Here is a 26,886-nt window from a genome sequence, read left to right on the forward strand (position 1 = left end):
GAAATTGAAATTATCTCAAAACAAATTTTATCTGGTATAAACAGTAATTACACCTGTTGTTTTGTCTTTAATTTTTAGTTCTTTGTTAGTAAGATTCATGATATCGCTAGTAGAACTAATATTACCTACAGTAATAGTCAAATCGTTATGAGATCTTACATAAGTACCTGTAGTTTCTGTTAAGGCGCAATCACTTCCGTTGTAATCACCAATAACCGCTGCATTACTTAATCTTAAGTCTAAATAATCTCTGTTGCATCCTGCTTGATTCTGCGGAGCATCAACTAACACTTCCTGTCCATTAACAATTGTTCCTGTCTGGCTTAGATTATATTTCCCTTGAATTGGAACTATTGTTTCTCCTTCATTATCGTCGTTACTACAAGAGGTTACGAACATTCCCGCGCTTAAGGCTAATACGAATAAAAAGTTTCTATTTTTCATGATTTCTTTGTTTTTTATTAATTTAATTCAATAATGCTAAATTAAAAGTATATACTTACAAAAAATTTCATGATTTAATGAATATCTTACATAAATCGCATTTTAGGAAAATTCTAAAATTAATTACATTTTGGTCTATTTGATAAATACTTATCGATCATATGCTGCGTAATTGGTTTTAAGAATCTTTGCGTATTTTCTGGATAAGGGGCAGATTGATTATAGCATTCTATAGAGTTTCCAATCTTAATATAAAAAACTTTCGCTCTACCATTATCATCAAAAAATTTTGTTGAATCACATACCTCTATCTTTTTTAAATCGAAATATCTAGCATCATAATAAGTATCACAATAGCCCTCATCGGATCTTTCTATTCTTTCATAATGATTGCCAGTCCATTGCATACAATCTTTTGGCAACATACTTAAGTAAATGATTATACCAAATACAGCGAGAAACGCTGCAATTACAAAATATCTTTTCAATCTAAATTTTGCCCAATCTTCTCCTCTTATCTTAACAGGAGTTGATATACCCGCTGGAATTGTTTCCAAGTCCTGATTTTCATCTTGTTCTATCACTTCAGCTTCATCTTGCTTTACATCTTCTGTTAAATCTTCTTTTACCTCTTCATTTTTTAAATCAGGAAAATTTTTGATTTCTATCTCATCAATAAAACCAACAGAAGAAAATTCAGGTTTATAATGTTTGGTGTTTCTTAACTCTTCTATCAATTTCAAATTCTCTGGATCAATTTCTTTTCTAAACTTATTAAAAGGTCTTGGATTAAAATCTACCAAAATTGCTGCCATATCAACAACATCTATTTTATCTGGATCTGTTTCTCCCTTAAAAAATTTTTCTACTGGTCTAAATAGATCTGTCTCTTGCTTAAACTTTTTTTTTGCACTAATATCAAAAGAAAGTCCAAGTAAAGAATTGAACACATTCAAATCATTTGAATGCATATCATTATTCGCAAATTTTTCCCAACATAACTTATTTAGTTTTCCTCTTGTTGGAGCATTCAAGAAATAAAAGTCATCACCATTTTTTACTTCTTCATATTTTTCTTTAATGGCTTTTTTATATAAATCTTCCAAAGTATTGTTATTCATAGGCCTCATTTTTTTGGGTTTTTAAGGATTTATAAGGATCAATAGGGATTTTATAAAACTTAATCGGAAATCCCGGAAATCCGTATCAACGCAGGCTCAAAACCATTGTTACTTTGCCTCAACAAAATTAGTTAGCGCTTTGATCTGCAGGTCAAAAACAAATGTACAAAACTAGTTTAGTCAACGAGTATGGAAAACCGTAAGACAGATTCTATCTGGGAAGTATAGATGAAAATCTTACGGCCCTACATACTCCTCACTTCCCATCAAATGGCATAATTCAGAAAAGTTCTGAACAGCAATGCCTATAACCAATCTAAAAAATTCAATTATGAAAAAGATTTTTTTATGGGGAGCATTTACCCTGTTGACAACGACATTATTTTCTTGCACTGCTGATGAATTCGAAACAGCTAAAGACAAAACAGAAGTAAAAAAGGATACAGCTCCGGCGAAAGATATGCAGGCCACTGGACCAGACGACGATCCAGTTGTGGTGCCTCCACCGCCAAAAAAATAATTTAAAATTTTGGAAAAAAAACTGTAATTTATAATAAATTACTATTTTCGGGGAAAGTAAGATTTATGTTACGATCCCCGTTTTTTTATCTGCTAATCATTTTCTTTTTCTTTTCTTGCAAAGAAAAAACAATTGCACCTGCTAAGGTAGACCTCAACCGTGAAGAAGCTTTTAAATTAAGAGATTTAGGTATTACTAATCTGCAAAACAAAAATTACAACAGTGCTTTTTTCAATTTTAATAAATCAAAGTTAGGTTTTGAAATTTTAAAAGACAGCACCAATATTGTTTACAATTTAATTCAGATGGCTTCTATCCAACAGATAAATGGGGATTACTATGGAAGCAAAGAAACACTTACAGAAGCCCTTCCATAAGTTAAAAAGAAAGATATTTATACGGTTTCTATAAATAATTTCTTCGGGATTGCAGACAAAGAACTCGCACTTTATGACGATGCTATTTATTATTACAACGAGGCAATAAAAGATGCCGAAAATAATGTTTCTAAATTTTCTCCTCTAAATAATATTGCTGTCATTTACATTGAACAGAAAAAGTATGAAAAAGCAATTCAGATTTTAGAATCGATTTTAAATGAAAACCAAATTTCAAAAGAAAGTAAAGCACGTGTTTTAGATAATTTGGGTTTTGCCTATTCTAAAATTGGAAATACTGATAAAGGTCTCACTTTAATGCAGGAAGGCCTTAAAATTAGAAATGGAGCTCAGGATTTATACGGCATTATTGGAAGCAATCTTCACCTTGCTCAGTATTACTCAAAATCAAATATTCAGAAATCAAATGAATATGCCACAAAAGCATATGAAATTGCTACAAAACTTCGCAGTATCGACGAGCGCTTAAAAGCATTGTCTTTTCTCATTTCAAACGATTCTGAAGCTCAAAACGCTTATGCTCAAAAATTTATATTTTTAAACGACAGTATAATAAAAGTTCGAAACAATTTTAAAAACAAATTTGCCCGAATTAAATACGATTCAAAAAAAGAAAAGGAAGAAAACCAAAAACTTCGTTTAGAGAATGTAGAGAATGAAGTTGCTCTACAAAAAGCTGAAAATCAAAAAATATTATTTCTTTCTGGATTCATTATTCTCTGTATTGTTCTATTTTTTGTAAAGAAAAATCATCAAAACAAAACTAGAGCTATAAAACTAAAAACAGCTTATGATACTGAAACCCGAATTGCCAAAGACATTCACGATGAACTAGCCAATGATGTTTTTAACACCATTACTTTTACCCAGACACAACCATTAGAAATTGAAAATACAAAAGAAACTTTAATTCAAAAGCTGGATCATATTTATGCACGAGTACGTGGTATTTCGAGAGAGAATAATACTATCGATACCAAAACCAATTTTGCATCTAACTTAAAAGAAATGCTTTCGACTTACAATAGTGACCATACCAACGTTATTATTAACAATATCGAAAAAGTAAATTGGCATTTAGTTGATGAGTTTAAAAAAGTTACCATTCATAGAATTCTACAGGAATTGATGGTTAATATGAAAAAACACAGTCAAGCATCACTGGTTGTAGTAAAATTTGAAAGCAACGGAAAAACAGTATTTATAGATTATACCGATAACGGTAAAGGAGCCGATAAAAATAAAATTATAAAAAATGGCATGCAAAATATGGAAAACCGTATTTTGGCCATAAAAGGAACTATTACTTTTGACACTAAACCCGATAAAGGTTTTAAAGTAAAAATAACAATGTCTAAATAAAAGCCTATGTTTAAAAAAGTAATAATAGCCGAGGATTTTGAAGAATTCAATTTAGCTGTGCAGCAAACTTTGAATAATTTCAACATTGTCAATTTTCAGCATGCAAAATATTGTGACGATGCCTTTCTCAAAATAAGAAAAGCGATTCAGGATAACGAACCATACGATTTATTGATTAGTGATCTTTCGTTTAAAAAAGATCATCGCGAAGTAAAAATCGGCAGCGGTGATGAACTGATTCAGAAAGTTCGAGAACTGCAGCCTGAGATTAAAATCATCGCCTACTCTATTGAAGATAAAAGTGCTCGTATAAAATCACTTTTTGAAGATTCTGAAATTAATGCTTTTGTTCTAAAAGGCCGAAATAGCATTGAGGATCTCAAAAAAGCGCTCACTATAATTTCTGCCTCTGATCAAAAATTTATTTCGCAAGAAGTTGCTTCTGCGCTTCAAGAAAAAGGGAATTACGAAATAGACGATGTAGATATTAAAATCTTAAAATATCTGTCTGATGGAACATCTCAGGACGAGATTATAGAAATATTTAAAAGCAGCGATATAAAACCAAATAGTAAAAGCGCTATGGAAAAAAGATTAGCAAAACTAAAAGACTTTTTCAAAGCCAATAATACTATTCATCTAGTTTCGATCACAAAAGATATGGGGATAATTTAAAGTTCCTTTTTAACTTATTATTAAAGCTCCTTTGGGAGCTTTTTTTATTTCCAAAAATTAAAATATCGGATTATGGATTTCCGTAAAATACTGGTTTTGATTGGTTTTACTTTTGGGTTATTAAATAATTTAAAAATTAAAAACATGAAAAAATTAGCTGTTTTATTTAGTTTATTCTTCTTAGTTCTTGGCGGAAGCATTGAAGCTCAAAGTGGACATTACAAGGGAGGAAAAGGAAGTTCTCACAAAGGAGGAAAATACAAAAATGCAAGTACTAATAATCACTACAAAAAAAGAAAATAAAACCTAAAACTTCGATTGACATTAAATCAAGGTTAAGTCAAAAGAAGTTTCTCAATCACAAAAACTTTAATTAACTAACTCTTAAAAAGATGGGCTTTCGATTTCAAAAAAGAATAAAATTTGGAGGCGGACTCGGTTTGAATATTAGCAAATCTGGAATCTCTCCAAGTTTTAGAACAAAAATGGGAACTTTCAGTAAGAACGGTTACTCTACAAAAACTGGCATCCCTGACGTGAGATATCAAAACAGTGGATGTCTTCTTTTATTTGTCTTTACAGGATTTTTTGCATTTTTAATTTATCACTTTAAATAATCTAATCATGAAACATAACAAAATCTTATCAATTTCTATTTCCTTATTAGTACTAACAGGCATTATAATTTCTTGTTCAGATTCGGGAGATTCAGAAAAAATAACTTCAGGTTCTAACTCAGGATCCAGTTCAGATTCAAATTGTCCAACAAAAACCTGTGGCGATTTTGCAACAAGAGCACAAGCCCAGGCTGCCTATAATAGTAACAAAAACTGTTACAAAAATCTGGACGCAGATGGAGATGGAATTGCTTGTGAAAATCTAAAATAAACAACCAAAAAACATGATAACACTAGAACTAAAAAGCCATTTTTTAAGATTATATCAAATGGCATTATCTGATGATCAATTTGATGTATTAGAACTTCAAATGCTGTATCATTTTGCAGACGAAAGAGGAATTCCAAAAGAAGAACTCGATAAACTTTTTCTGAATCCAATTAATGCTGAATTTATTGTTCCGGAAGCTTTACATACAAAAATTGAATATCTATACGATCTTACGAGAATTATTTGGGCTGACGGAAAAATAACCGATGATGAATTAAATATGCTTAGAAAGTATTGCAGAAAATTTGATTTTGTCGAAGAAAACATCAATGATTTATCTGATTATCTGATTGATTGTGTTCAAAAAAACATTGGTAAAGAAGAAATTATTAGTCAACTAAACGCTTAAGTTATGAAACCACTTGCACAATTATTTAGTTTAAAAAAATCTGAAGATTCTTCTTTTAAAATTCTTGAAGAAAATGAAGAAGACAGAGAACAGATTAGAATTACCTATTATCAAAGCGGTTTTGCCGCATCGGTTAAAGCAACCGGCAAACCAATTGTTCTCAAAGCATGTCTTCAAAATTTATATATGAGCTTTGAAGATCAGTGCCGAAAACAAAAAATGGAACAAGATAAGCTAAAACAACCTTATCGTGAAGAACAGGAAAAAAACAGAACTGAACTTAAAAAATCTGAAGCCGCTATTGGTATTTACGAGAAAAAAGAGCAGGATATCAATGATAATATCGATCAGATAAAAAATGAAATTATAGAAGTAAAACGAAATCCTGACAAATACGGAATAGAAGAAGGAAAAGGTCTTAAAGCCCAATTTTATATCGGTTTGATTCTTTTACTGCCAATTACACTTTATGTCTTGGTATTTTATATTTCAGCTTCTTATTCTGCCTTTTTCAAAGAATTTTCTAATGATAGTTTAACTGCTGCCATTTTTGATGCTGATGCTTTTACAAATGCTTTTAAAGCTAGCTGGCTCGAAGGTGTTTTGGTTACTACTATTCCGTTTGTTTTTATGGGATTAGGTTATGTTATCCATATGGTTCAAAAAGGAAAAGGAATCAAAAACATCTTCAGACTTGCTGCACTCTTTGCCATTACATTTTTATTCGATTCTCTTTTGGCTTACATCATTGAGAAAAAAATATATGAGTTTAATAAAACAACAGAATCTTCTCCATACAATTTAAATATCGCTTTAGGCGAGCCAGAATTCTGGATGATCATATTCGCTGGTTTTGTGGTGTATATTATTTGGGGACTTGTATTTGATTTTGTAATGAAAGAATTTGAAAATATTGATAAAATTCGAGCTTTTATAAGAGGAAGAAAAGAAAATCTATTAAACCTGGAAAAATTAAAAGCTGATTATATTAATAAAATCAACGGTTTTAAAGAACAAATTGCCACAATAAATGGTAAAATATCAGAACTTCAATTGAAAATAGATGGTTTTGTTTTTCCTGTAAAGGAGTATTTACATTATCATCATCAATATAAAGAAGGCTGGTTTCAAGCTATCAATACAGAAATTGCTTTGCCACATAAAGAAAAAGTAGAATTACTGGAAAGCTGCGAAAATTTATCTGAAGAGCATCTGGGAAGATTAAATTTAATCGATCCTGATTTTCAACATTTAGTGTATTTTAAAAATTAAGATTATGAAAAACACTTTACTTAAAATTTCAATGTCATTGTTATTGGTTTTATTCTTTTCTTGCAAAGAAGAAACCAAAACAGAAAGCAAAGAAACCCCTACTAAAAGTTCTGTTTCGGAAAATTACAACATTAGTCTTTTGGTAGATTTATCAGACCGAATTAGTCTCAAAAAAAATCCAAATCCAACAATGGAAATTTATCAAAGGGACTTAGGATATATCAAATCAGTTTCTGAAGCTTTTACAGATCATCTGAAATCAAAAAGAATGAGACAGATTAATGATAAAATGCAGTTATTCTTTAATCCTGAACCCGAAAATCCTGAAATCAATTCTATTTCTAAACAATTAAGAATTACGGTAAATAAAGACAATGCGTCCAAGAAATTCCTTAATTCTATTAATGATACTTACTCTTCAAAAACATCAAAAATATATGAATCAGCGATTAAAGATGATAAATATATTGGCTCAGACATTTGGAACTTTTTCGACAGCAAAGTTCAAGATCAATGCATTGACAAAGAGTTTAGAAATATCTTAATTATCTTGACAGACGGATATATGTTTTATGAAGGAACGCAAATTAAAGACGGAAATTTATCTAGTTATTTAACACCTCAGCTAATTAAACAAAATGGTTTGAATAAAAATGATTGGCAGAAAAAATTTGATTCAGAAAATTTTGGTTTCATAAAAGTTGATGCTGATTTGTCTAATCTTGAAGTTTTAATTTTAGGAATTAATCCAAGTAAAAATAATCCGTTTGAAGAAAAAGTTATAAAGGCATATTGGACAAAATGGCTTTCTGAAATGAAAATAAAACATTTCGAAATTAAAAATGCTGACTTGCCTTCAAACATGGATAAAATCATAAAAGATTTTATTTTAGTAAAAGAATAAAAAACTAAACTTATGTTTTTTAAAGAGGAACTTCATTGTCCTCTTTTTTCCGTTTAAATCCATTCCAAAAAACTTCATTTAAAATTTTACTCATTATGGATTTCCGTAAAACACTGGTTTTGATTGGTTTTACTTTTGAGGTTATCAATTTAAAACTACAAACCAATGGAAATGAACATTCAACTAAAATCATTAGCAGATAAAATAAATCAGCTGAAAAGTAAAATTGAAACCGAAGAATCTACAAAACATGCTTTTGTATTGCCTTTTATTAATATTTTGGGTTATGACGCCTTTAATCCGTTAGAAGTAGTTCCAGAATTTACAGCCGATCTTGGCTTAAAAAAAGGAGAAAAAGTAGATTATGCTATTTTTCAAGATGGAGAACCAATTATCATTGTAGAATGCAAAAGCTGGAAAGAAAAACTTACCGTTCATAATTCTCAGTTATTCCGCTATTTTCACGTAACCAAAACTCGATTTGCACTTTTAACAAATGGAATCCAATATCAGTTTTTTACCGATTTGGACGATCAGAATAAAATGGACGAAAAGCCTTTTTTAGAATTTGATATTTGCAATTTAAAAGAAAACACAATAAGTGAAATTGCAAAATTTCATAAAGCCAATTTTGATGTTAATAATATCGTAAGCAATGCAAGTTCGTTAAAATACATTAAGGAGATTAAAAAGCTTATCAACGCTGAATTAGAAAGCCCTTCGAATGATTTTACAAAACTCTTCGCGAGCAAAATATATGCAGGACGACTGACGGAAAAAGTTGTTGATGAATTTAAAGATTTAGTTCAAAAATCAGTTAGCCAATTTATTAATGACAAAATTAATGATCGTTTAAATGCGGCTTTAAGCAAAGAAACTATTAAACAGCAAGATGAAGAAATTATCTCGGTTGAAGATGACAACAAAGTTATTACTACCGAAGAAGAACTTGACGCTTATCGCATAGTAGTTGCCATTTTACGCCGAAAACTGCCAATTAATAGAATTGTTTCTCGCGATACACAATCCTATTTTGGAATACTGCTCGATGATAATAATAGAAAACCTCTTTGCAGACTTCACCTAAACGGCGGTAAAAAATACATAAGCCTTTTCAACAATAATAAAACGGAAGCTAAAATTGCAATTTCATCCATTGATGATATTTATCAATACGAAAAAGAATTACTAGAAACGGTGGCTCTTTACGAAACAGAATTAAATCCCGTATAAGTACTCATTTTAAAAAACTTAATTCTAATTAGATTTATCACATCACAAAAATTACTAACCCAAAATCAAAACACTATGAAACCTAAACATTACATAATTGCCGGACTTTGCTTGATTTTATTGGTCGCTGCACTTACTAATCCTGGAACTGAAAAACATAAAGAAGAAGTAAAACTGAAAATGAACGCATTTTTAGAAAAAGAAATGGATAAAGAAAATACAACTCAGGACGATGAAATGTCAAAAGCTGGAGGAATGTTAGGAAATGCTCTAGCACAATCGATGGTAAACATGCTCGTGGACAATATAGTTTCTTCATCAAATTATATTCTTTTTTCTACAACTGATGTAACTGTCGACGGAAAAACCAAAACTATTGGCTTTGGTATTTTGGGAAATGTCTTTTTATCTAACAAAATAGATGAAGCAATAAAACAATAAAAAACAGAATTTTCCAGCTCACTAAATACCACATTGCCTATGCAAAAAAACTACCTCATCTTACTTTTATTATTTGCATTTTATTCGTGCAAGAAGGCAGCTTCTCCACCTCCATTACCTCAAGTAAATTCATTTTATAAACCGGTAATTAGTGCGGATGACCGAAAGACCATCACTCCGGAAGAAGCCAGAACATATCACGTAAATAAAACCTATCAGTATGAATATAGAACAGGAAACCCTGGGAATTATGAGTACAATTATGACGTAAAAGGAATAAATAGTGCAGGCGATTCTGTCTCTGGCAATATAAACGTTTCGGGAAAATACGGCGCTGGAATTTTAACAACTGATACTATTCCAGAAATCGAAATCAATACAGAGTGGATTTCATACGGGAAATTAAAAGCTTTTGATAAAAAAGGAAACGAATATCAATTAATAGTCAAATAGAAATATCCAATGAAATATACGCTACTGTTACTTTTTATTTTTGCAACATCATTTACACCACCAGAAACCAACGTCTATATTTGCGGTCCTACTGGTGCAAAAAAATACCATTATACTGAAAACTGCCGTGGCTTAAGTGCTTGCAGTCATGGAACAGTAAAAACATCTCTTAAACAAGCACAAGGTTTAGGCCTAACACTATGCGGATGGGAAGATTGATTATCTTCCCATTTTCATATTTAATCATTTGATAATAATCACTTTACAATAATTTCACATTAGTTTTCTTAATTTGATATAAAACTAATCGTTATGAAATTCTTTAATCTAAAATTCCTAGTATCATTCAAAGAATGGCTTTTTTTAAGAGCAATGCAGTCTTCTTTCCTACATTAATAAACCATTATAAATAAAGGAAAGTACTATTGAATGAATAAAATTGAAAGCTCATTTTTGAACAAAAACCAATTTGGTAACGACTTCTTGTGGGGTGTTTCTACCGCCGCTTTCCAAATTGAAGGAGCACACGATGCCGACGGAAAAGGTTCTTCTATCTGGGACGTTTTTACTTCTCAAAAAGGAAAAATCAAAAACGGACATCATGCTATAACTGCTTGTGATTTCTACAATTGTTATCAGGACGACATTAATTTAATTAAGGAATTAAATATTCCGAATTTTAGATTTTCTATCAGTTGGCCTAGAATTATGCCGACTGGTGTTCATCCTGTAAATCAAGCAGGAATCGATTATTATAATAAAATTATAGATTCGTTGCTGGATTCGGGAATCGAACCTTGGATAACACTTTATCATTGGGATTTACCGCATGAACTGGAAATAAAAGGAGGTTGGACAAACCGCGAATCGGTTTCTTGGTTCAAAGAATATGTAGAAGTTTGCGTACAGTATTTTGGCGATCGTGTCAAAAACTGGATGGTGATTAACGAACCTTCTGTTTTTACTGGTGCAGGTTATTTTTTAGGCATTCATGCGCCTGGAAAAAAAGGCATTACCAATTATCTTAAAGCCATACATCATGTAACTCTAGCCACTTCTGCTGGAGCTAAAATAATTCGAGAAAGAGTTCCCAATGCCCATATCGGAACGACATTCTCCTGCACGCATATTGAACCTGCAACTGAAAACGTAAAAGATGTTGAAGCCGCAAAACGTGTAGATACTTTATTAAATAGAACTTTTATTGAACCCATTTTAGGATTAGGTTATCCGCAGAAAGATCTTCCTGTACTTAAAAAATTGAATAATTATATTCTTGAAGACGATTTAAACAATCTCGCTTTCGATTTTGATTTTATCGGATTACAGTGTTACACTCGAGAAGTGGTAAAATCTTCTATTTTAATTCCATACATTGGCGCCGAACTCATAAGCGCTGAAAAAAGAAATGTAATCTCAACCGAAATGGGCTGGGAAGTTTATCCGCCTGCTATGTATCATATTCTTAAAAAGTTTAACGAGTATGACGGAATCAAAAAAATCATAATTACCGAAAACGGAGCTGCTTTTCCAGATACTGTCCAAAACGGAAAAGTCCATGATATAAAACGAACTCATTTTATTCAAGACAATCTAGAACAGATATTAAAAGCAAAACAAGAAGGCTTAAATGTCGAAGGCTATTTTGTATGGAGCCTTACCGATAATTTTGAGTGGGCCGAAGGTTATAATGCCCGATTCGGATTAATTCACGTTGATTTTGAAACGCAAAAAAGAACCATAAAAAACTCTGGATTGTGGTTTAAGGATTTTCTATCCTAGCTGTTTGATTTTACGACAAAGCACACTAAGTATTTTTAAGATTACTTTCAGTTAAAACAAAGTTCGCAAAGCGATATAAATTGCTTTGCGAACTTTGCGTTTATCTTTGTCCCTTTTCGGCTAAAAAACCAACCCAGATATCATTAAGACTTATATTTATAATTCTGTTTTAAGATTCCAACATTTACTTTTCCGTTACTTTTTAAGTGCGCCAATATTCTAATGTATTTTTCTTCAGGATATTTTACGTTAAAACTAAAGGTTGTATCTTTTGTTTTTACTTCAAGCAAGTGCATTCCTTCATCAGATATTGATAATCCGACTGTTTCATAAGTAGGCAACGCTTCTGTTGCTTTTAAGGTAATTTCTTGAACTTTTTCTTTATCCAGAAATACTTCTAGTTTTAAATTGTCCAATTTCATATCTGTTGGCTGTTCAAACGAAACAACATATTTTTTACAGCTGACAGTGCATAAAACAATTAAGAGTATTAGGAGTTTTTTCATAAGGGGTATTTTAGACTAATTTTTATTAAAAATCAAAACCGTTTTTAATGTTTTATAAATATAAATAATTTTATTTCAATCTGGCTAAAAAACCAAATTTTACAATTTTTCAGAATACATATTTATTCAAAAAAAGACAGGAAAAAACTCTTCAAAAAAAAGTAAAAAAAGAACAAAAAAATCTGTTATTTCATTGAATTTCATTAGGTTTATCGGGATTTTTTTCTTATCTTTATAGTGTAAATAACAGTAAATATATGCCGAAAAACACACTTTTTAAACGCCAAAATTACACTTCAAAAAATTATTCTTTTTATCTCTTCAAGCATTTTATTTTTCAAAATGCATCCAGATTTCATTTCGAAATTATGTCGCTTAATCTTTTTTCTGCACCAAGTATAAACATGCAGAAGACACCAGAGCAATTGTTCCAACCGCAATCGTAATTATTTTGCGAGGATATATTTTCTGAACCATTTTTTTAGAAAATAGATCTGTAAAATTCAGTATAGGATTTTCCTTTTCAGGAACTTCTTTAGACTCTTCATTTTCATTTTTCAACAAAACATTTTCTTCTATGCCATTACTATCAATTTCAACCGTTACATCCTTCGCGACATTTTTAATTTGTTTTGCTTCTTCAATTCTACATTTTTCATTGAACTTTTTAAAGGGACGCGGCTGAAAATCGACTAGCACTGCAGCAAGATTTATGGCGTCAATATTTGTTGGGTCTGTTTCTCCCTTAAAGAAAGTTTCAATAGGCCTAAACTTATCTTTTTGATTTTTAAACTTATTCTTTTGAGTATAGTCAAAATCTACGCACAGTAAATTTCTAAAAACCTTTAAATCATCTTGAGTCGGGTTGTCTTCAAAGATAAGCCAGCATAAATCGCGGAGTTTTCCGCGGGAAGGGTGGTACAGAAAATCAAAGTACTCACCGTCTTTTTCAATCTCATATTTAATTTTAATCGCCTTTTTATATTCTTCTAATGTATTGTTCATCTTGCTTTTTTAGAAAATTCTTTTGACTCCTTTTTTTTCCATTTTTAACCAAAACTTTTTTATATGCCTTTATTTTCAACCTCTAAATTTTATCATTACGAGCAATTCAATTTCTATTCCAAATCTATACTATTTCAATATTTTTTTTATTGGTTCACACCCAACTTTTGACAGACTTATTGCATCTATTATAATAAGAGATTTGTTTAAAATTAAATAATTCAAACTAGACTTTTACGCTTTTTTCTGGGAATTTCTGGGAATCTCAGGAAAACGCGGGAATTCCGGGAATCCCTTACCAGTTAAGGCCTGAAAGCTCCTTTACTTTGCATCAAGAAATTAGTTCAGGTTTTGTCTGCAGACTAAAACAATAATGAAAACCAGTTCTAATTAAGAGTGTAAAAAAACTGTAAGACCGAGTTTATTCGGGAAGTATAAATAACGTCTTACTGTTCTACACACTTCACTTCCCAAAATCAATATTGGTATTGTCCCAAAGCCTCTGGATCATTCCGGACAGCAATACCTATGTCTAATTTCTTAAAAATAAACAAAATGAAAAAACTAATACTATTTATCGCTTTTGCGCTATTGTTCACGATATTTTCTTGCACTCCTGATGAGTATGAGACACAAACAGTTAAAAAAACTGAAAAAACTACCCAGCCTTCATACGCTGGAGATGCTAATCCTGATGGTCCTGGTGATGGGAAGACCCCACCTCCACTAAAACCATAAGTTAAAATATACCTTTAGTATCTAATTAATTACTATTTTCGGGGAAAGTAAATTTTATATGTTACGGTCCCCGTTTTTTTATTTTTTCGTACTACTTTTTCTCTTTTCCTGTAATAAAAAAAAGATTAATAATCTTGGAACAGAATCAATACGAAAAGAAGCTTTAAATCTAAGAGACAAAGCAGATGACAATTTTGCAAAGCAAAATTTAAGTACTGCTTTTTACCAATTCAATAAATCAAAAATACTTTTTGAAACCTTAAAAGACAGCATCAATATTTCGTATACACTTATACAAATGTCATCTATTCAACAGATCAATGGAGATTATTATGGCAGTAAAGAGACAGTAACCGATGCATTATCTTATGTAGAAAAAAGCAAACCCCATTTAGCATGCATAAATAATATATTAGGTATTGCGGACAAGGAACTTTCTCTATATGATGATGCAATAATTTATTACAAAAAATCCGTAAACAATTATAAAAGCCCTATTGAAAAACAAATTCCTTTAAATAACATTGCCGCTGTATATATTCAGCAAAAAAAATATAATGATGCCATTCTCCTTTTAGATTCTCTTCTAAATAATAGCATATTAAAGGAAAAAAATGAAGCATATAATGAATCCCTAATAAAAGATAACTTAGGATATGCTTACTTTAAAAAAGGATTAGATAAAAAAGGATTACAGTTAATGACTGAAGGTCTAAAAATTAGAATCAATACTAAAGATACCTATGGAAGCATTGAAAGCTATCTACATCTTGCCGATTATTATGCTAACAAAGATCTTCAAAAATCAGATGAGAATGCTTTTTTAGCTTACAAAGTTGCTACAGCACTAAACAGCATTGATGAAAGACTGGAGGCTTTACAAATAATAATTTCAAATGACAATAGTCTCAATACTGCCAAATACACCCAAAAGTATTTCACACTAAACGATAGTATTATTAAAGTTCGAAATAATTTCAAAAACAAGTCTGCCAAAATTAAATACGACGCCAAAAAAGAAAAAGATGAGAATGAAAAACTTCGTTTAGAAAAAGCTAAAAATCAATTATCGCTTCAAAGAGCCAAATACCTAAAAATCGTATCGGCAATTGTTTTTGCTTTTTTAGTCATTCTCATATTCATTTTGATCCGCTATTATAAAAATAAAAATAAAGCCATCGAATTTAAAACTTCATACAATACAGAAACCCGAATTGCTAAAAAAATCCACGATGAATTGGCAAATGACGTTTTTCAAGTAATTGCTTTTGCCGAATCTCAGCCATTATCTGTAGAAAACACAAAAGAGAATCTGCTGCAAAAACTGGATGATATTTACAGCCGTGTACGGGGGATTTCTAGAGAAAACAATAGTATCGATACTGGCGAAAATTTTACCCACAGCATAAAAGAAATGCTTTCTACCTATAATACGCGAGAGAGAAATATCATGATTACCAATTTAGAAAATATAAATTGGGAAGACATTGACGATATCAAAAAGATCACCATCAGCCGAATTTTACAGGAATTAATGGTGAATATGAAAAAACACAGCGAAGCAAGTATTGTAGTAATACGATTTGATAGTGACCAAAAATCAATTTCGATAAATTATAGGGATAATGGTAAAGGCTGCGAAAAAAGCGTGATTGTAAAAAATGGTCTTCAAAACATGTCAAACCGTGTTCTAGCCGTTAACGGTACATTTGATATTGAAACAGAACCAGACAAAGGATTTAAAATAAAAATATCTATGCCAGAACAAACGCAGATTAAGGTGAAAGAAAAATTCGCATATTAAAAAAAACCTTTCAGAATTAATCTGAAAGGCTTTTCTCTTCAAAAACAATACTATTATAACCTTTTCTAGTTTATAATGTTTCGTTTAAAACAGCCACCGCTTCTTTCCAGTTATTTACTCGTAAATGGTGTGTTTTGTTTATATTATGAAAGGCCGTAAACATAATAGGTTTGCCCATGCAATGATCTAGATTTTTACAGTGATCGTCAATCAGATAATCGGTATTGATAATTCTTTTGCTGCCGCATAAAACTATATTTTCCCATTTTATAAAAGGAAAATGCTCTGCAAGCCACGCTACTTTTTCGGCAAGAGAGATTGGAAATTCTGTTGCTGCCGAGACAATAAAAATTTCAAAATTCTTTTGGAGTTCTTGCAAACTCTCGACCGCATCTGGCATTACAGGCAGATTTCTAAAAAAATTCCCTTTGTTTAAAATTCCGTGCAAAAGTGCTCTTTCTTTAAAAGCTTCTTCTTCACTTAATCCTTGAATGCTTTCTTTCGAAAGGTTCATTCCATACTCTTTATTATACTCTTCAATCAATTGGGTTTCTATGTCCGCTAGCACCCCGTCCATATCGACTGCAATGGTTTTCTTTCTCATGACAATTTTATTTTGCGGTAAAATTATGCAAAAATTGCAATATATTGCAATTTTTAATTTATTTTTGCAATATAAAACCGTAAGTAAAATGAAAAAGGAAGAACGTCAAAAGGCAATTTTAGAATATTTATCTAAAGAACACCGTGTTAGCTCTATCGAATTAAGCGAATATCTGAGCGTTTCAGAAGATACAATCCGACGCGATTTAAAAGAGCTTTCAGATCAAGGATTATTAAAAGCTGTTCGTGGCGGTGCGGTAGCTCCTTCTCCGATTCCGCTTCATTATAGAAAAAGAGAAAAACACGATATCGAAAACAAAAAAATTATTGCGCAGAAAGCAATTTCGTATTTGAAAGACGGGCAAGTTGTTTTTATTGATGGCGGAACCACTTCTCTAGCTTTAGTTGCAAGCTTTCCTTACAATTTAAAATTGACGGTTATTACCAATAGTTTTCCCATAGCTTCATTGGTTGAGGATTTACCTAATATTGATTTAATTTTTGCTGGCGGAAAAATGTGCAAGACCTCTTTTGCCACTTCGAGTATTGAAACCATTGATTTCTTTAGAAATTTTAGAGCAGATATCTTCATTTTAGGAATTTGCAGTATTCACCATGAACGTGGTATTACGGGAATTCTATACGACGATTCTGTGCTGAAAAAGAATATGATTAAAAACTCCAACTTTGTTATTGCTTTAAGTTCTATCGAAAAAGTCGAAACTGCCGAATCTTATTTTGTCTGCCCAATAAAAGATATTGATGTTTTGGTAACGAATGTTTCTCCAGATGAGGAAATTTTAAAAGCGTATAAAAATACTGGTTTGACTATTCTATAATTTCATAACTTTGATCTAGACAATGATTTAACATTAATCTAGTGCAATGGAATTCCAATATTTTCTACCATCAGAAATTCTGAAACCTTATATAAAACACTATTATATTTTTGAATCAGATTCTGATATAGAATTTCAAGATACTGTTTTTCCTAGTGGCGAAATGGAAATGATTTTTAATCTCGGCGATGGCATTTGGGAATCATTGATTAATGAAAAATTTCATAAAACACCCAAAATTGAATTGTGGGGACAAATAACAAAACCGCTTGCTATAAAATCAAAAGGCAGACACACTATGTTGGGCATTCGGTTTTATACCCATTCTGCAGCTTATTTTTTTAATGATGAAGTCGGAATCTTTAATGATCAGATTTTAGATTTAGAAGATGTAATTGGCAAACCTATAACAACACTTCATTTACAGCTTTTGGAAACTCCAGAAATTCAAAAGCGAATTGAACTTATCGAATCATTTTTAATCAAAAAATTGATAACGAATGATAGTAAGTCGCAGAAAATTCAAAAAGTGGCTCATATTCTGTCTAGTTTAGTCCAAAATCCATCAGGAAGCGACATTAATACTATTGCTGCCAAATACGGAATGACGCCTCGTTATCTTCATAAACTGGTTTTTCAACATACGGGTCTGGCTCCAAAATCCTTTAATAAGATTATCCGTTTTCAGCGCAGTTTAAAACTAATTTCCAACAACGATTCTCTTTTAACTTCAATTGCTTACGATTCTGGTTACTTCGATCAATCGCATTTTATAAGAGATTTTAAAGCTTTTACAGGAACTACGCCTACTTCTTATCTAGAAAACCTATCTCCAATAAATAATTTAATTATCTAACATCAATATTCAGCCCTACTTCTTAGCAACTTAAAACCTAAAAAAGAACTGTTCCGATTTGTACAATTTAAACGTTTTTAGTTGCAATACCTTTGATTAAAATAATATCAATTTATTCTTTTAATTAAAAACTAAAAATTTCAATTATGAAAAATTATGCTCTTGGTACAATCTTAAAATTAATTGTATTTACCATATTATTAAGCAGCTGTGATTCGACATCAAAAAAAGAAACAGCCAATTTAGACGAAGCAAAAAAAGCAATTCAAGCAAGTAACGCTATTTATTTTAATTCATTTAAAAATAATGATCCGTCAATTTTTATAGATCGTTATGCGGATGATGCTTCAATATTGCTTCCGAATGCACCACAAATTTATGGGAAAGAAGGCGCTGCCAAATTCTTCAGAAAAGCCTATGACGAATATGGCTTAAGAGGCGGTAAATTTATTACGACAGCAGTTTATGGCGATGGCGTAGAATATGTGACAGAAGAAGGCTTATGGCAGTCTTTAAACTCAAAAGGCGAACTTATGGATGATGGCAAATTTCTTGTTCTTTGGAAAAAAACGCCTAAAGGCTGGAAAATGTTTAGAGATTCTTTTAGCAGTAATCGCGAAGCAAAATAAGAATGCTTGTTTAGGGCGCAATTCAATCACAAATAATAATTTCTATCTTTGTTTTAAACCTAAATTCAGAGTTAAAATCCAAGAAAAATAAAAAAGTAGGTTTTTTCTTTCTTTTTTAAATAAATGCATATCTTTGTAAAGTCAAAATACTATACAAGGAGAAATCCGAAACTTAAATTTTTAAGTTAACATAACGAGCCCTCATCCACGTTGAAGGAGCTAGTGATAGCCCTAATTCCACTCCTTGTAGTGTTTTGACACAACCGAAGATGAGGGCTTCGTGCGTTTAAATATTTTCGAAAATGTCAAAAGAAAATCAAAAACCAACACATCGTGATGTAATGCCATCCGTAATTAATTTCCTTTCAGACGAATTGTTTGAGGGAGACTACAAAGAACAGCCAATGTATTTGCAGGAAATCTTCGAGCTCCTCATGCATACAGAGTTTGGCGACGATATCAATTTAAGGCAAAAAATACTGAGCTGTTTAAGAACCAGCCGAAATCTCGCCGAAGCCTTATCGTCATTTTCAGAGAAACAGATCTATAAGGCTTGCGCTAGTAATAGATAAATTATTTCAATAAAATTAAAAACCCTGCAAATTGATATTTGCAGGGTTTTGTTTTAAAAAAGATGTTCAAATTCTTATTTACATTGAAAATGAAATAATGTTTTCTTTACTATAGTCTTTTTTTCGTTAGAAATTTGCAAATTTTGAAGTTGACTATACCGATAAAGAACATTTAAATCATGATATGAATTATTTACTACTTGTTTTGTTTTCAGCAAATATGCATTTTTAGATTTATTAAAATTGTATTTATCAAGTTTAATTTCATTTGCAGAAATATCTTTGTATGAAGGATTGTAATATACAATATCTGTATTCATCTTAGAAGTCTTATTTATTTCTTTTATCATTTCTAAATCTCCATTACTTAAACTTTCAATTCTACTTAATTCCTCGTTATAACGATTTTTAAGACTTTTTCCATTTATTTTAAATATAATTGGTTCACGAAAATTTGACTGCGAAATATAGTGCGCAACAAAATCATTATAATTATTGTCATTTTTAAATATGTACATTTTTCTACCTTTGGTTTCCGTATTTTCCGATCCATAAGAAAAAGATATTTTTGTTGCAGATTCAGTAAATAGATGAACATTTAGAAAACCCAAGCAATTCGCGTCTTCGTTAAAAACCCTTTGAATAGCCTTATTTTCATTTAGCGCTATAAAAGTATCGCCATCGTTAAAGCCAGAAAACATTATTTTTGTACCTTTTACATTGGGATTATTATATCCATATAATACAAAAGGGAAGTCGGGATTTTTTGGAATTAACTTCAATAAATTATTTTCAATGTGCCATTTACCAGTTATTAAAGTTGCATATGCCACAATAATAAATGTATTGTCACTTTGTATAAAATAACTTGCCCCATTTTGGCTATAATTTCCAACAAAGTTTGGTTTATGTTGAGCAATTGAAGCACTAAGAACCAGCAATAATATTGCGGTGAAATAGAATTTTATTTTTTTCATTTTAAATGTAGTAAGGTTTGATTTTGTTGAATATTAATTTTTTATTCATATTTAAATTCTCAGGCTGGCGCGAGCGTCCTGCTCGTGCGCTTGAGGATTAATTCGGTTAAATAAACTTTGTGTTCACGAACGAGACGCTCGCGCTAGCAAGGGTTACTAATGCTAGGCATAACCATAGCTCCAAGAAAATCCAAAGGAGCAAAACCGGTTGGAATTATTTTTGGGTTTTCATCCATGGCAAAACTTATTACATCTGAGGCAAAATTGAATATTTCTAGTATTTCTTTGGAAGCTTTGACTACTGCATTCAGCATACCTACTTCTTTAAAATTTACCAATTAATCTTTTTCTTTACAAGAATCATTTTGCCTCCATTAAGTATTGCTCTAAATACTAGGGAATCATTTACTTTATTGAATTCATTAATCATAGCCTCATTTTCCTTCCTAAATTTATTAGAGCTTATTAATTTAAGGGTGTCTCCAAATTTCAAATTATCCAAAGATTGATTAATTTTATATTTTTTTAATAATTCATTAGCTTTCTTTTTTGAAATTAAATGATTTCTTTCTTTTATAATAATATTTATTTTTTTAGACGATAAATCTAATGTGTGAATTGGTTTGGATTTGTTTTGTTTATCATAAACCTGATAATCCAAAAAAACATCTAGTAGTCGTTTGCCATCAATAAGACAAAACAAATCAAGTGCTTTAAGATTTGAAGTATTTATCGTTATCTCAAATTCGATTGGAACAGATAAAGGAATACTATCTCTAATCGAAGGATTTTTTACATTTGGTAAAATAGTTACCACTTCATTAGAAATAATTTCTTTTACAGAAACAGGCTCTTTAGGTTCACAAGATGCTAAAAAAAATATAAGTAATATATTTATGTATTTCATATGTCTTAATTTAATAGTTCATAAAAATAGAATCAATTAGTACCCCATCTTCATTTTTTTCATCTAACCATTTAATGTGGTGAAAGACAGTATAAATAAATAATGATCGATTATAATTACTTTTTATCATTTCTTCATTTTTTAAATCTTGTAATTTTTTAAAAGTTTTTATTTCGCCTCTTAGTAATCTATTTAAAATTTCTTGATTTATCTCTAAAATCCCATACCTATATCTATCTTCCCCACTTCCAGAGCTTTGTAAAAACTCATCAACACCTTTAAGCCCTTTATCTTTTGCTTTTTCGGCTAATTCACGAACAGGAGCATCCCAAGATTCTAGTATAGATTCGGTAATACTTGGCATAACCACTGCTACAAGAAAATCTAGCGGCGCAAAACCAGTCGGAATTATTTTTGGTTTTTCATGCATTGCGAAACTTATTACATCTGAGGCAAAATTGAATATCCCTATTAATTCTTTAGAAATTACCAATTTATTTTTTGACTTATATGAGCTCTTTCTCCTCCCTTTAGTGATACACTAAACACCACAGAACCGTTTACTTTTCGAAAACCTTCAATAAGGTCCGGGTTATCTTTTCTAAATTGCTTATAAGTTGTTAATTGAATATTACCTTTTTTATTGATGTCTTCCAATAATCTATTTGGGTTATATTTTTGGATAAATTCAACCGCTTTTGCTCTTGACACCATTTGGGTGGAAATTCTCACGATAATATTATTCTTTTTTTGAAATCCCAAGTCATTTTCTTTTAGTGAAAAATAACTGAATTTTGTTGGATTTTCTTTATCGTAAGTCTGAAAATCTACCCCATAATCAAGTAAGCGTTTACCATTAATTGAGACAAAATACAAGTCAAGTTGTCTTAGATTTGATGTTGTTTGTTTTATTTCAAATTCTACAGGAATAGTAATTGGAACACTATCTTTTGTAATATGATTTTTAATACCTGGGTCTATTAACACCATTTGGTCTGAAATATTTTCTTTAATAGCAATAGGCTCTTTTATATTGCAAGAAAGAAATAGTGGACCGAACGCTAAATAAGCTAATCTGTTCATTATTTTTCTAATTTTTCTCATTTATAAAAATAGTATCGATTATAATTAAATCTTTTTTTACGTCTTCGTCTTTCTTTATATAATGAAAAAGCGTATAAATTAGTGAGCTTTCATATTCATAATTATTCATCTTTATTCTCAAATTATTTTGAGTATCACTTAATTCTTTTAAAGTTTTAAACTCTCCTTTCAAAAACTTGTTAAGCGTATCTTGGCTTATATTGGTTTTAGCGAAATCATATCTTTTCTCTTTCCCTCCAGGACTTTCTAAAAACTCATCAATTCCCTTAATACCTTTATCTTTTGCTTTTTCAGCTAATTCAAATACAACATTATCCCATAATTCTATAATGGGGTTACTAATGCTTGGCATAACCATGGCTACAAGAAAATCCAAAGGAGCAAAACCAGTCGGAGGCAAAATTGAATATCCCTAGTAATTCTTTGGAGGCTTTGGTTATTTACCAATTAATTTTATTTTTTTTTGGAATATAAATTTTCTCGTTTTTTTTTCTAGTAGTAATAATTAAAGTATCACCGATCTTTCTGAGTTCGTTTAAAAAAATGGGATTATTTTTTCTGAATTGGCTATATGGCTCTATTTTTATTGTATCACCAAATTTTAAATTATATAATAATTTATTATCTTTTTTATATTTAGATAGAATTTTCATAGCATCTTTTACAGATATTAAATGTTTTTTTTCTTTGATAATAATATTAAATGATTTATCAGATGACAAATAGGCATCCAAATCATTTATCGGCTTATTCTTATTTTTTTTATCATAAATCTCATATTCAGTTATCTGCATTAAAATCTTTTGATTAATCACTACATAAAAATCAATCGATTTTAACGATGAATTGTTTGTTTTAATTTCAAACTCCATGGGTATCACAATTGCAACACTATCCTTAGAAGATCCTTTTTTTAAAATAGGTGTAATTGTCACCATTTCATCTGAAATTATTTCTTTTATAAAAATTGAGTCTTTTCTATTACATGAATAAATACAAAACACCATGAAAACTAAAATTATTTTTTTTTTCATTATTAATAATTAAAATTGATAAAAATTGAGTCAATTAATATTTTATCATCACTTTCATCTTCTTGATTTTGTTTAGAATAAAAAAGGATGTAAGTTATTGGAGATTGAATATCATTTTTTTCTCTTTGTAAATTTTTTAAATCTTCCAATTTTTTTATATGTCCTTTTAACAATTCATTTAATACAATTTGATTTATTTCAAAAATATTATATCCATATCTTTTTTCGTTAGCACCAGGCATTAACAAAAAATCATTAATTCCTTTAAGCCCTTTATCTTTTGCTTTTTCTGCTAAGTCGAAAACTACATTATCCCATACTTCTATAATGGGGTTACTAATACTCGGCATAACCATAGCTACAAGAAAATCCAAAGGAGCAAACCCAGTCGGAATTATTTTTGGGTTTTCATCCATGGCAAAACTTATTACATCTGAGGCAAAATTAAATATCCCTAATAGTTCTTTGGAAGCTTTGGCAACGGCATTTAACGCGCCTATCTCCCTAAAATAATCAAGCTGGCTTATTCCCTTTGTAGTTACCGTTTTGCCTTCTTTTCTATAACCAAAATTTGCTGCTTTTGTTATTTCATAAAGTTTACCGCTATTATCGTAAACCGGTTTGGTATAAATCCTGCGGCTAAACTCTATTTTCCCAAGGCTGTTTGCCAAATAGCCCTTTTTCAGCTGTCGCACAGCAATGGTATGGCGTATATTGTCGCTATACTTCATCATGGCTTCACGCACACCTCCATAAAATTCACTTTTTATCTTGTCTGCAATTGCATCTAGCTGTCCTTCCAGTTCATTAGATGGTTCGTGTTCTAGTCCTATCCCTGCCGAAAAAACAACAATATCTCCTTCGGCAGTACGAATTTCGGGAAAGTTATAACCCTCATAGGCAGGTTTTATAAAGAGGCTCTGGTTCGAAATTGTCACTTTCAAATAGTCCCCCAAACTCGCAGGAAGCCAAATGCCTCTATCCTCGCCGTAAGAGCATTCGAAATAAAATTCTAACAGTCCCATTTCTGCAAAACCGCCAAAGAAGGTTTCATTAAACATTTCGTGCATTCCCCAAGTCAAATTTATGGTAATGGCTGTTTTTCCGTTTTCGTCCAATGTCAATTCTGTTATCTCATTTTTGCCTGACATAATTCTTACATGGTCGTCAAAAGGGCGAGTTTCAACCGCACCTGAGCCGTATGTACCCAATGACAAATGAACAGAAGTGTCGTATTCTAACAGTTTTATTTCTATTTTTTTCCCTTTTGGGTCATCTATGCCTTGGGTTTGAATATGAAATTTTACCGTGTCCAAAATACGGGCTTCCTTAATTGGCTTGTTATCCTTATCAGTCCACCAGCCTTTTACAAAATATTTTGCTACAGGTGGAGGATCTTTGGGATTGTCTCCCAAATTTATTCCTCCATCTGCCGTAAAATAACTTCCTTGTCCTGCATGTGCCGTAAATTTGTTGGTATAAACCGTCCAAGTATCACACTCGATGCTGTTAAGACCGCCTACTATTCTTGTAATTTTTCCTCCTGCCATGATTAATGAAAATTTGAGCTTTCTCCACTGTTGCTGTCAAAAGTGCCTTTAGTATGGATTTCATTTTTATTTCCTGAAATAATCTTTTTGTCCGAAGACTGATCGGTTACCTCTTTCGCCTTAGATTTTCTTTCTCCTAATGCAACTTCAGAAATATTCGCAGCAGTCACAAAATAGTCTCCCGTAACACTTTGCGCCATATCCATCCCTGCTTTCGATTTATGGTCTCCGCCGGCATCTTCTATGATATTCTGCCCTGCTTTCGTGGTAATATCTCTTCCTGCTCTCATAACAATATCTTCCCCTGCTTCCAATTCAATATTTTTAGGAGCTTTAAATCTTATATAGCCATCACCATACAGAACTGCAATAGTTTCTCCTTTTTGGCTTTCAATTGTAATATCTCCCGTAGCATCATCATTAATAATTCTGTTTCCGCTTCGGCTATGCATTACTGCTTTTATATCATTATTCGGCGTACTGTAACCGCTTTTTTCTTTTCTGCTGGTCATAGTTCCCATTACAATAGGCAGTTCGGCATTATTACCCTGAAAGTCTACAAAAACGGTGTCGCCAATTTCAGGTATGATATGAGAACCTCGGGCATCGCCACCGTAATTCTGCACTAAAGGAATATAAGGCGTCGTTTCGCCTTTTGCTGCCTGCCAAGGCATCTGCACCTGTATGCCGCTGAGTCCGTCAGGATCTGCATTGGCGGTTACAATGGCGGTCTGGCTTTTGCAGTAGGGCACTAAATCTGGATCCGTTTCGGGAGAAAATACAGAACCGTTAAAATTTACGGCTGTAAAGTGGTTTTCGTAACCGCCGCCGTCATCGCAAATATGTGTAATCTGTGTTACGCGGTAAGAGCTCTCCAACTGCATGTCGACCCCAAAAACGCGCACTTCGTTTCCTACAGTAATTCCCGGAACTTCACTCGATGCTTTCATTTCTACCAAACGGCTTAAAACAGCTCGCATCTTGTTTTTGGCATATTCCTCAGAAGATTGTCTTCCAGATCCGCCAACAGGAGTCTGATTAAGCTGTATTACTGTTTCTTTGTTAAAAACTTCATTAGACCTGTTTAAAAAGTTTTGATGAAATCCGTCGGCTTCTTTTCTGTATCTTAAAGTTTCGTCGGTTCTATATTGGCCGTCATTATTGTCATTTTCGATTATTTTAAACTGGGTAGGCAGAAGTTTAATGGTATAATCAAAGTCCTGCATGTTTATTCCGTAGATTAATTTTGGCTGTCCGCCAACACCTCCAGGGCTTCCAAAAATGGTCGTTCGCCCGTTGTAATATAGCCAGTGTCCATTTCTTTTCGCCAAACGGTTTAGAAAAGAGAAATTGCTTTCGTTATATTGTACCGTATAAGGCAGATTTTCCAAATAAAATGGTCTGACATCCATATCAATATCACAGCCCGATTTTACTTTGCTTACAATATCGCTCAAAGACATGTTGGTAAAAGAATTGCATTCAGGTCCATTTTCTAGAACTATCGTAGAACTCTTTCCTTTTATCACAATGGTTTCTTCTATGTCTTTGATACGGGATTTCTGCAATTTGACCTCAGTCACAATGCCATAAAACTGCATAATATAATCTTTAGGATCAGCGCCAATAATAAGATCTTCCAGTCCGTCTATAGGTTTTATCTCTATGCTTATTTTTTCTCCATATAATTTCTGAGAAAAAGGCATAACACTTTTAAACTCTTCTACCAGTAAATCCTGTCTTACTTCAAATGAAAAAGTGTGGTGGTCGTGAATGGTTTGAAAAACTTCTAATTTGTTGAAATTAGTAATTCGAATTTCTCCAATTTTAATATTTGTGATTGTTTGTAACGCCATACTA

General features: G+C 31.5%; 35 protein-coding genes. 21 read left to right on the top strand and 14 right to left on the bottom strand.

Translation table 11 applies throughout. The features are described 5' to 3' along the window. Positions 1-27: 27 nt before the first annotated feature. Complete coding sequence (locus tag DMA14_RS21355) at positions 28-444, bottom strand: lipocalin family protein (protein WP_111426515.1); 417 nt, start codon at positions 442-444, stop codon at positions 28-30. A 119-nt stretch (positions 445-563) separates the two neighbouring features. Continuing rightward, the gene (locus tag DMA14_RS21360) at positions 564-1,565 is read right to left on the bottom strand and encodes a hypothetical protein (protein WP_111426516.1); all 1,002 of its coding nucleotides are present in this window, start codon (positions 1,563-1,565) and stop codon (positions 564-566) included. A gap of 331 nt (positions 1,566-1,896) precedes the next feature. Here DMA14_RS21360 and DMA14_RS21365 point away from each other — a divergent pair, with 331 nt between their 5' ends. The 15 genes from DMA14_RS21365 (at position 1,897) to DMA14_RS21430 (ending at position 11,902) form a co-directional block, all read left to right on the top strand. After that, positions 1,897-2,085, top strand: coding sequence for a hypothetical protein (locus DMA14_RS21365; protein WP_111426756.1), 189 nt, complete (start codon positions 1,897-1,899; stop codon positions 2,083-2,085). Between the two features lie 65 nt (positions 2,086-2,150). Next, entirely contained in the window at positions 2,151-2,462 is a 312-nt protein-coding gene (locus DMA14_RS23110; RefSeq protein ID WP_317047266.1) for a hypothetical protein, read from the top strand. Positions 2,463-2,729: 267 nt separating this feature from the next. Next, positions 2,730-3,845, top strand: a complete 1,116-nt coding sequence (locus DMA14_RS21370; RefSeq protein WP_317047267.1) for a sensor histidine kinase — start codon at positions 2,730-2,732, stop codon at positions 3,843-3,845. A gap of 6 nt (positions 3,846-3,851) precedes the next feature. Further along, complete coding sequence (locus DMA14_RS21375) at positions 3,852-4,520, top strand: response regulator transcription factor (protein ID WP_111426517.1); 669 nt, start codon at positions 3,852-3,854, stop codon at positions 4,518-4,520. Positions 4,521-4,664: 144 nt separating this feature from the next. Continuing rightward, positions 4,665-4,823: a hypothetical protein gene (locus DMA14_RS21380; RefSeq protein ID WP_157957750.1), complete on the top strand. Its 159-nt coding sequence runs from the start codon at positions 4,665-4,667 to the stop codon at positions 4,821-4,823. A gap of 89 nt (positions 4,824-4,912) precedes the next feature. Beyond that, positions 4,913-5,137 carry a DUF4236 domain-containing protein gene (locus DMA14_RS23155; protein ID WP_111426519.1) on the top strand — a complete coding sequence of 75 codons (225 nt, stop codon included), beginning with the start codon at positions 4,913-4,915 and terminating at the stop codon, positions 5,135-5,137. A 7-nt stretch (positions 5,138-5,144) separates the two neighbouring features. Then, entirely contained in the window at positions 5,145-5,408 is a 264-nt protein-coding gene (locus DMA14_RS21390) for an excalibur calcium-binding domain-containing protein (protein WP_111426520.1), read from the top strand. A 13-nt stretch (positions 5,409-5,421) separates the two neighbouring features. Beyond that, a complete protein-coding gene (locus tag DMA14_RS21395; protein WP_111426521.1) occupies positions 5,422-5,817 on the top strand; it encodes a TerB family tellurite resistance protein in 396 nt (131 codons plus the stop codon). Positions 5,818-5,820: 3 nt separating this feature from the next. Continuing rightward, positions 5,821-7,089, top strand: a complete 1,269-nt coding sequence (locus DMA14_RS21400; RefSeq protein ID WP_111426522.1) for an ABC transporter permease — start codon at positions 5,821-5,823, stop codon at positions 7,087-7,089. Positions 7,090-7,093: 4 nt separating this feature from the next. Then, the gene (locus DMA14_RS21405) at positions 7,094-7,993 is read left to right on the top strand and encodes a hypothetical protein (protein ID WP_111426523.1); all 900 of its coding nucleotides are present in this window, start codon (positions 7,094-7,096) and stop codon (positions 7,991-7,993) included. Positions 7,994-8,164: 171 nt separating this feature from the next. Then, a complete protein-coding gene (locus tag DMA14_RS21410) occupies positions 8,165-9,226 on the top strand; it encodes a type I restriction endonuclease (protein WP_394336028.1) in 1,062 nt (353 codons plus the stop codon). Between the two features lie 75 nt (positions 9,227-9,301). Beyond that, positions 9,302-9,667: a DUF4359 domain-containing protein gene (locus DMA14_RS21415; RefSeq protein WP_111426525.1), complete on the top strand. Its 366-nt coding sequence runs from the start codon at positions 9,302-9,304 to the stop codon at positions 9,665-9,667. Positions 9,668-9,706: 39 nt separating this feature from the next. Next, positions 9,707-10,120 (top strand): hypothetical protein, encoded by a 414-nt coding sequence (locus DMA14_RS21420; protein ID WP_111426526.1) that lies wholly within the window; start codon positions 9,707-9,709, stop codon positions 10,118-10,120. Positions 10,121-10,129: 9 nt separating this feature from the next. Next, entirely contained in the window at positions 10,130-10,339 is a 210-nt protein-coding gene (locus DMA14_RS21425) for a hypothetical protein (protein WP_111426527.1), read from the top strand. A 210-nt stretch (positions 10,340-10,549) separates the two neighbouring features. Further along, the gene (locus tag DMA14_RS21430) at positions 10,550-11,902 is read left to right on the top strand and encodes a GH1 family beta-glucosidase (RefSeq protein ID WP_111426528.1); all 1,353 of its coding nucleotides are present in this window, start codon (positions 10,550-10,552) and stop codon (positions 11,900-11,902) included. 143 nt (positions 11,903-12,045) lie between these two features. On the opposite strand, the gene DMA14_RS21435 is transcribed toward DMA14_RS21430, so the two are convergent. Next, the gene (locus DMA14_RS21435) at positions 12,046-12,408 is read right to left on the bottom strand and encodes a hypothetical protein (RefSeq protein ID WP_111426529.1); all 363 of its coding nucleotides are present in this window, start codon (positions 12,406-12,408) and stop codon (positions 12,046-12,048) included. Positions 12,409-12,783: 375 nt separating this feature from the next. After that, positions 12,784-13,413 carry a hypothetical protein gene (locus DMA14_RS21440; RefSeq protein WP_111426530.1) on the bottom strand — a complete coding sequence of 210 codons (630 nt, stop codon included), beginning with the start codon at positions 13,411-13,413 and terminating at the stop codon, positions 12,784-12,786. Between the two features lie 555 nt (positions 13,414-13,968). Between DMA14_RS21440 and DMA14_RS21445 the strand changes: the two genes are divergently transcribed. Both DMA14_RS21445 and DMA14_RS21450 read left to right on the top strand, forming a co-directional pair. Continuing rightward, positions 13,969-14,151: a hypothetical protein gene (locus DMA14_RS21445; protein WP_111426757.1), complete on the top strand. Its 183-nt coding sequence runs from the start codon at positions 13,969-13,971 to the stop codon at positions 14,149-14,151. A gap of 298 nt (positions 14,152-14,449) precedes the next feature. Continuing rightward, positions 14,450-15,955 carry a tetratricopeptide repeat-containing sensor histidine kinase gene (locus tag DMA14_RS21450; RefSeq protein WP_317047268.1) on the top strand — a complete coding sequence of 502 codons (1,506 nt, stop codon included), beginning with the start codon at positions 14,450-14,452 and terminating at the stop codon, positions 15,953-15,955. A gap of 70 nt (positions 15,956-16,025) precedes the next feature. Here DMA14_RS21450 and DMA14_RS21455 read toward each other — a convergent pair whose 3' ends face one another. Continuing rightward, entirely contained in the window at positions 16,026-16,559 is a 534-nt protein-coding gene (locus DMA14_RS21455) for a 5' nucleotidase, NT5C type (RefSeq protein WP_111426532.1), read from the bottom strand. A gap of 88 nt (positions 16,560-16,647) precedes the next feature. Here DMA14_RS21455 and DMA14_RS21460 point away from each other — a divergent pair, with 88 nt between their 5' ends. The 4 genes from DMA14_RS21460 to DMA14_RS21475 all read left to right on the top strand — a co-directional run bounded on the left by DMA14_RS21460 (position 16,648) and on the right by DMA14_RS21475 (position 19,454). Continuing rightward, positions 16,648-17,397 (top strand): DeoR/GlpR family DNA-binding transcription regulator, encoded by a 750-nt coding sequence (locus DMA14_RS21460; protein WP_238990020.1) that lies wholly within the window; start codon positions 16,648-16,650, stop codon positions 17,395-17,397. Between the two features lie 46 nt (positions 17,398-17,443). After that, positions 17,444-18,253 carry a helix-turn-helix domain-containing protein gene (locus DMA14_RS21465; protein WP_111426533.1) on the top strand — a complete coding sequence of 270 codons (810 nt, stop codon included), beginning with the start codon at positions 17,444-17,446 and terminating at the stop codon, positions 18,251-18,253. A gap of 146 nt (positions 18,254-18,399) precedes the next feature. After that, a complete protein-coding gene (locus DMA14_RS21470; RefSeq protein WP_111426534.1) occupies positions 18,400-18,882 on the top strand; it encodes a YybH family protein in 483 nt (160 codons plus the stop codon). Between the two features lie 302 nt (positions 18,883-19,184). Next, positions 19,185-19,454: a hypothetical protein gene (locus DMA14_RS21475; protein ID WP_111426535.1), complete on the top strand. Its 270-nt coding sequence runs from the start codon at positions 19,185-19,187 to the stop codon at positions 19,452-19,454. Positions 19,455-19,528: 74 nt separating this feature from the next. Here the strand turns inward: DMA14_RS21475 and DMA14_RS21480 are convergent, their stop codons facing one another. The 9 genes from DMA14_RS21480 to DMA14_RS21515 all read right to left on the bottom strand — a co-directional run bounded on the left by DMA14_RS21480 (position 19,529) and on the right by DMA14_RS21515 (position 26,882). Next, the gene (locus DMA14_RS21480; protein WP_111426536.1) at positions 19,529-20,431 is read right to left on the bottom strand and encodes a hypothetical protein; all 903 of its coding nucleotides are present in this window, start codon (positions 20,429-20,431) and stop codon (positions 19,529-19,531) included. Between the two features lie 143 nt (positions 20,432-20,574). After that, the gene (locus DMA14_RS22805) at positions 20,575-20,745 is read right to left on the bottom strand and encodes a hypothetical protein (protein WP_157957751.1); all 171 of its coding nucleotides are present in this window, start codon (positions 20,743-20,745) and stop codon (positions 20,575-20,577) included. Between the two features lie 17 nt (positions 20,746-20,762). Then, complete coding sequence (locus DMA14_RS21485) at positions 20,763-21,338, bottom strand: hypothetical protein (protein ID WP_111426537.1); 576 nt, start codon at positions 21,336-21,338, stop codon at positions 20,763-20,765. A 10-nt stretch (positions 21,339-21,348) separates the two neighbouring features. Further along, positions 21,349-21,768, bottom strand: coding sequence for a hypothetical protein (locus DMA14_RS21490; protein ID WP_111426538.1), 420 nt, complete (start codon positions 21,766-21,768; stop codon positions 21,349-21,351). A gap of 56 nt (positions 21,769-21,824) precedes the next feature. Further along, the gene (locus DMA14_RS21495) at positions 21,825-22,421 is read right to left on the bottom strand and encodes a hypothetical protein (protein ID WP_203418352.1); all 597 of its coding nucleotides are present in this window, start codon (positions 22,419-22,421) and stop codon (positions 21,825-21,827) included. Positions 22,422-22,428: 7 nt separating this feature from the next. Next, positions 22,429-22,818 (bottom strand): P-loop NTPase family protein, encoded by a 390-nt coding sequence (locus tag DMA14_RS21500; RefSeq protein ID WP_157957752.1) that lies wholly within the window; start codon positions 22,816-22,818, stop codon positions 22,429-22,431. Between the two features lie 64 nt (positions 22,819-22,882). Next, positions 22,883-23,476, bottom strand: a complete 594-nt coding sequence (locus tag DMA14_RS21505) for a hypothetical protein (RefSeq protein ID WP_111426541.1) — start codon at positions 23,474-23,476, stop codon at positions 22,883-22,885. 2 nt (positions 23,477-23,478) lie between these two features. Continuing rightward, the gene (locus DMA14_RS21510; protein WP_111426542.1) at positions 23,479-25,026 is read right to left on the bottom strand and encodes a hypothetical protein; all 1,548 of its coding nucleotides are present in this window, start codon (positions 25,024-25,026) and stop codon (positions 23,479-23,481) included. A 2-nt stretch (positions 25,027-25,028) separates the two neighbouring features. Continuing rightward, positions 25,029-26,882, bottom strand: coding sequence for a phage baseplate assembly protein V (locus tag DMA14_RS21515; protein ID WP_238990021.1), 1,854 nt, complete (start codon positions 26,880-26,882; stop codon positions 25,029-25,031). Positions 26,883-26,886: the final 4 nt, after the last annotated feature.

Origin of the sequence: Flavobacterium sharifuzzamanii (genome assembly GCF_003254585.1) — a bacterium.
In the GTDB taxonomy this organism is placed as follows: domain Bacteria; phylum Bacteroidota; class Bacteroidia; order Flavobacteriales; family Flavobacteriaceae; genus Flavobacterium; species Flavobacterium sharifuzzamanii.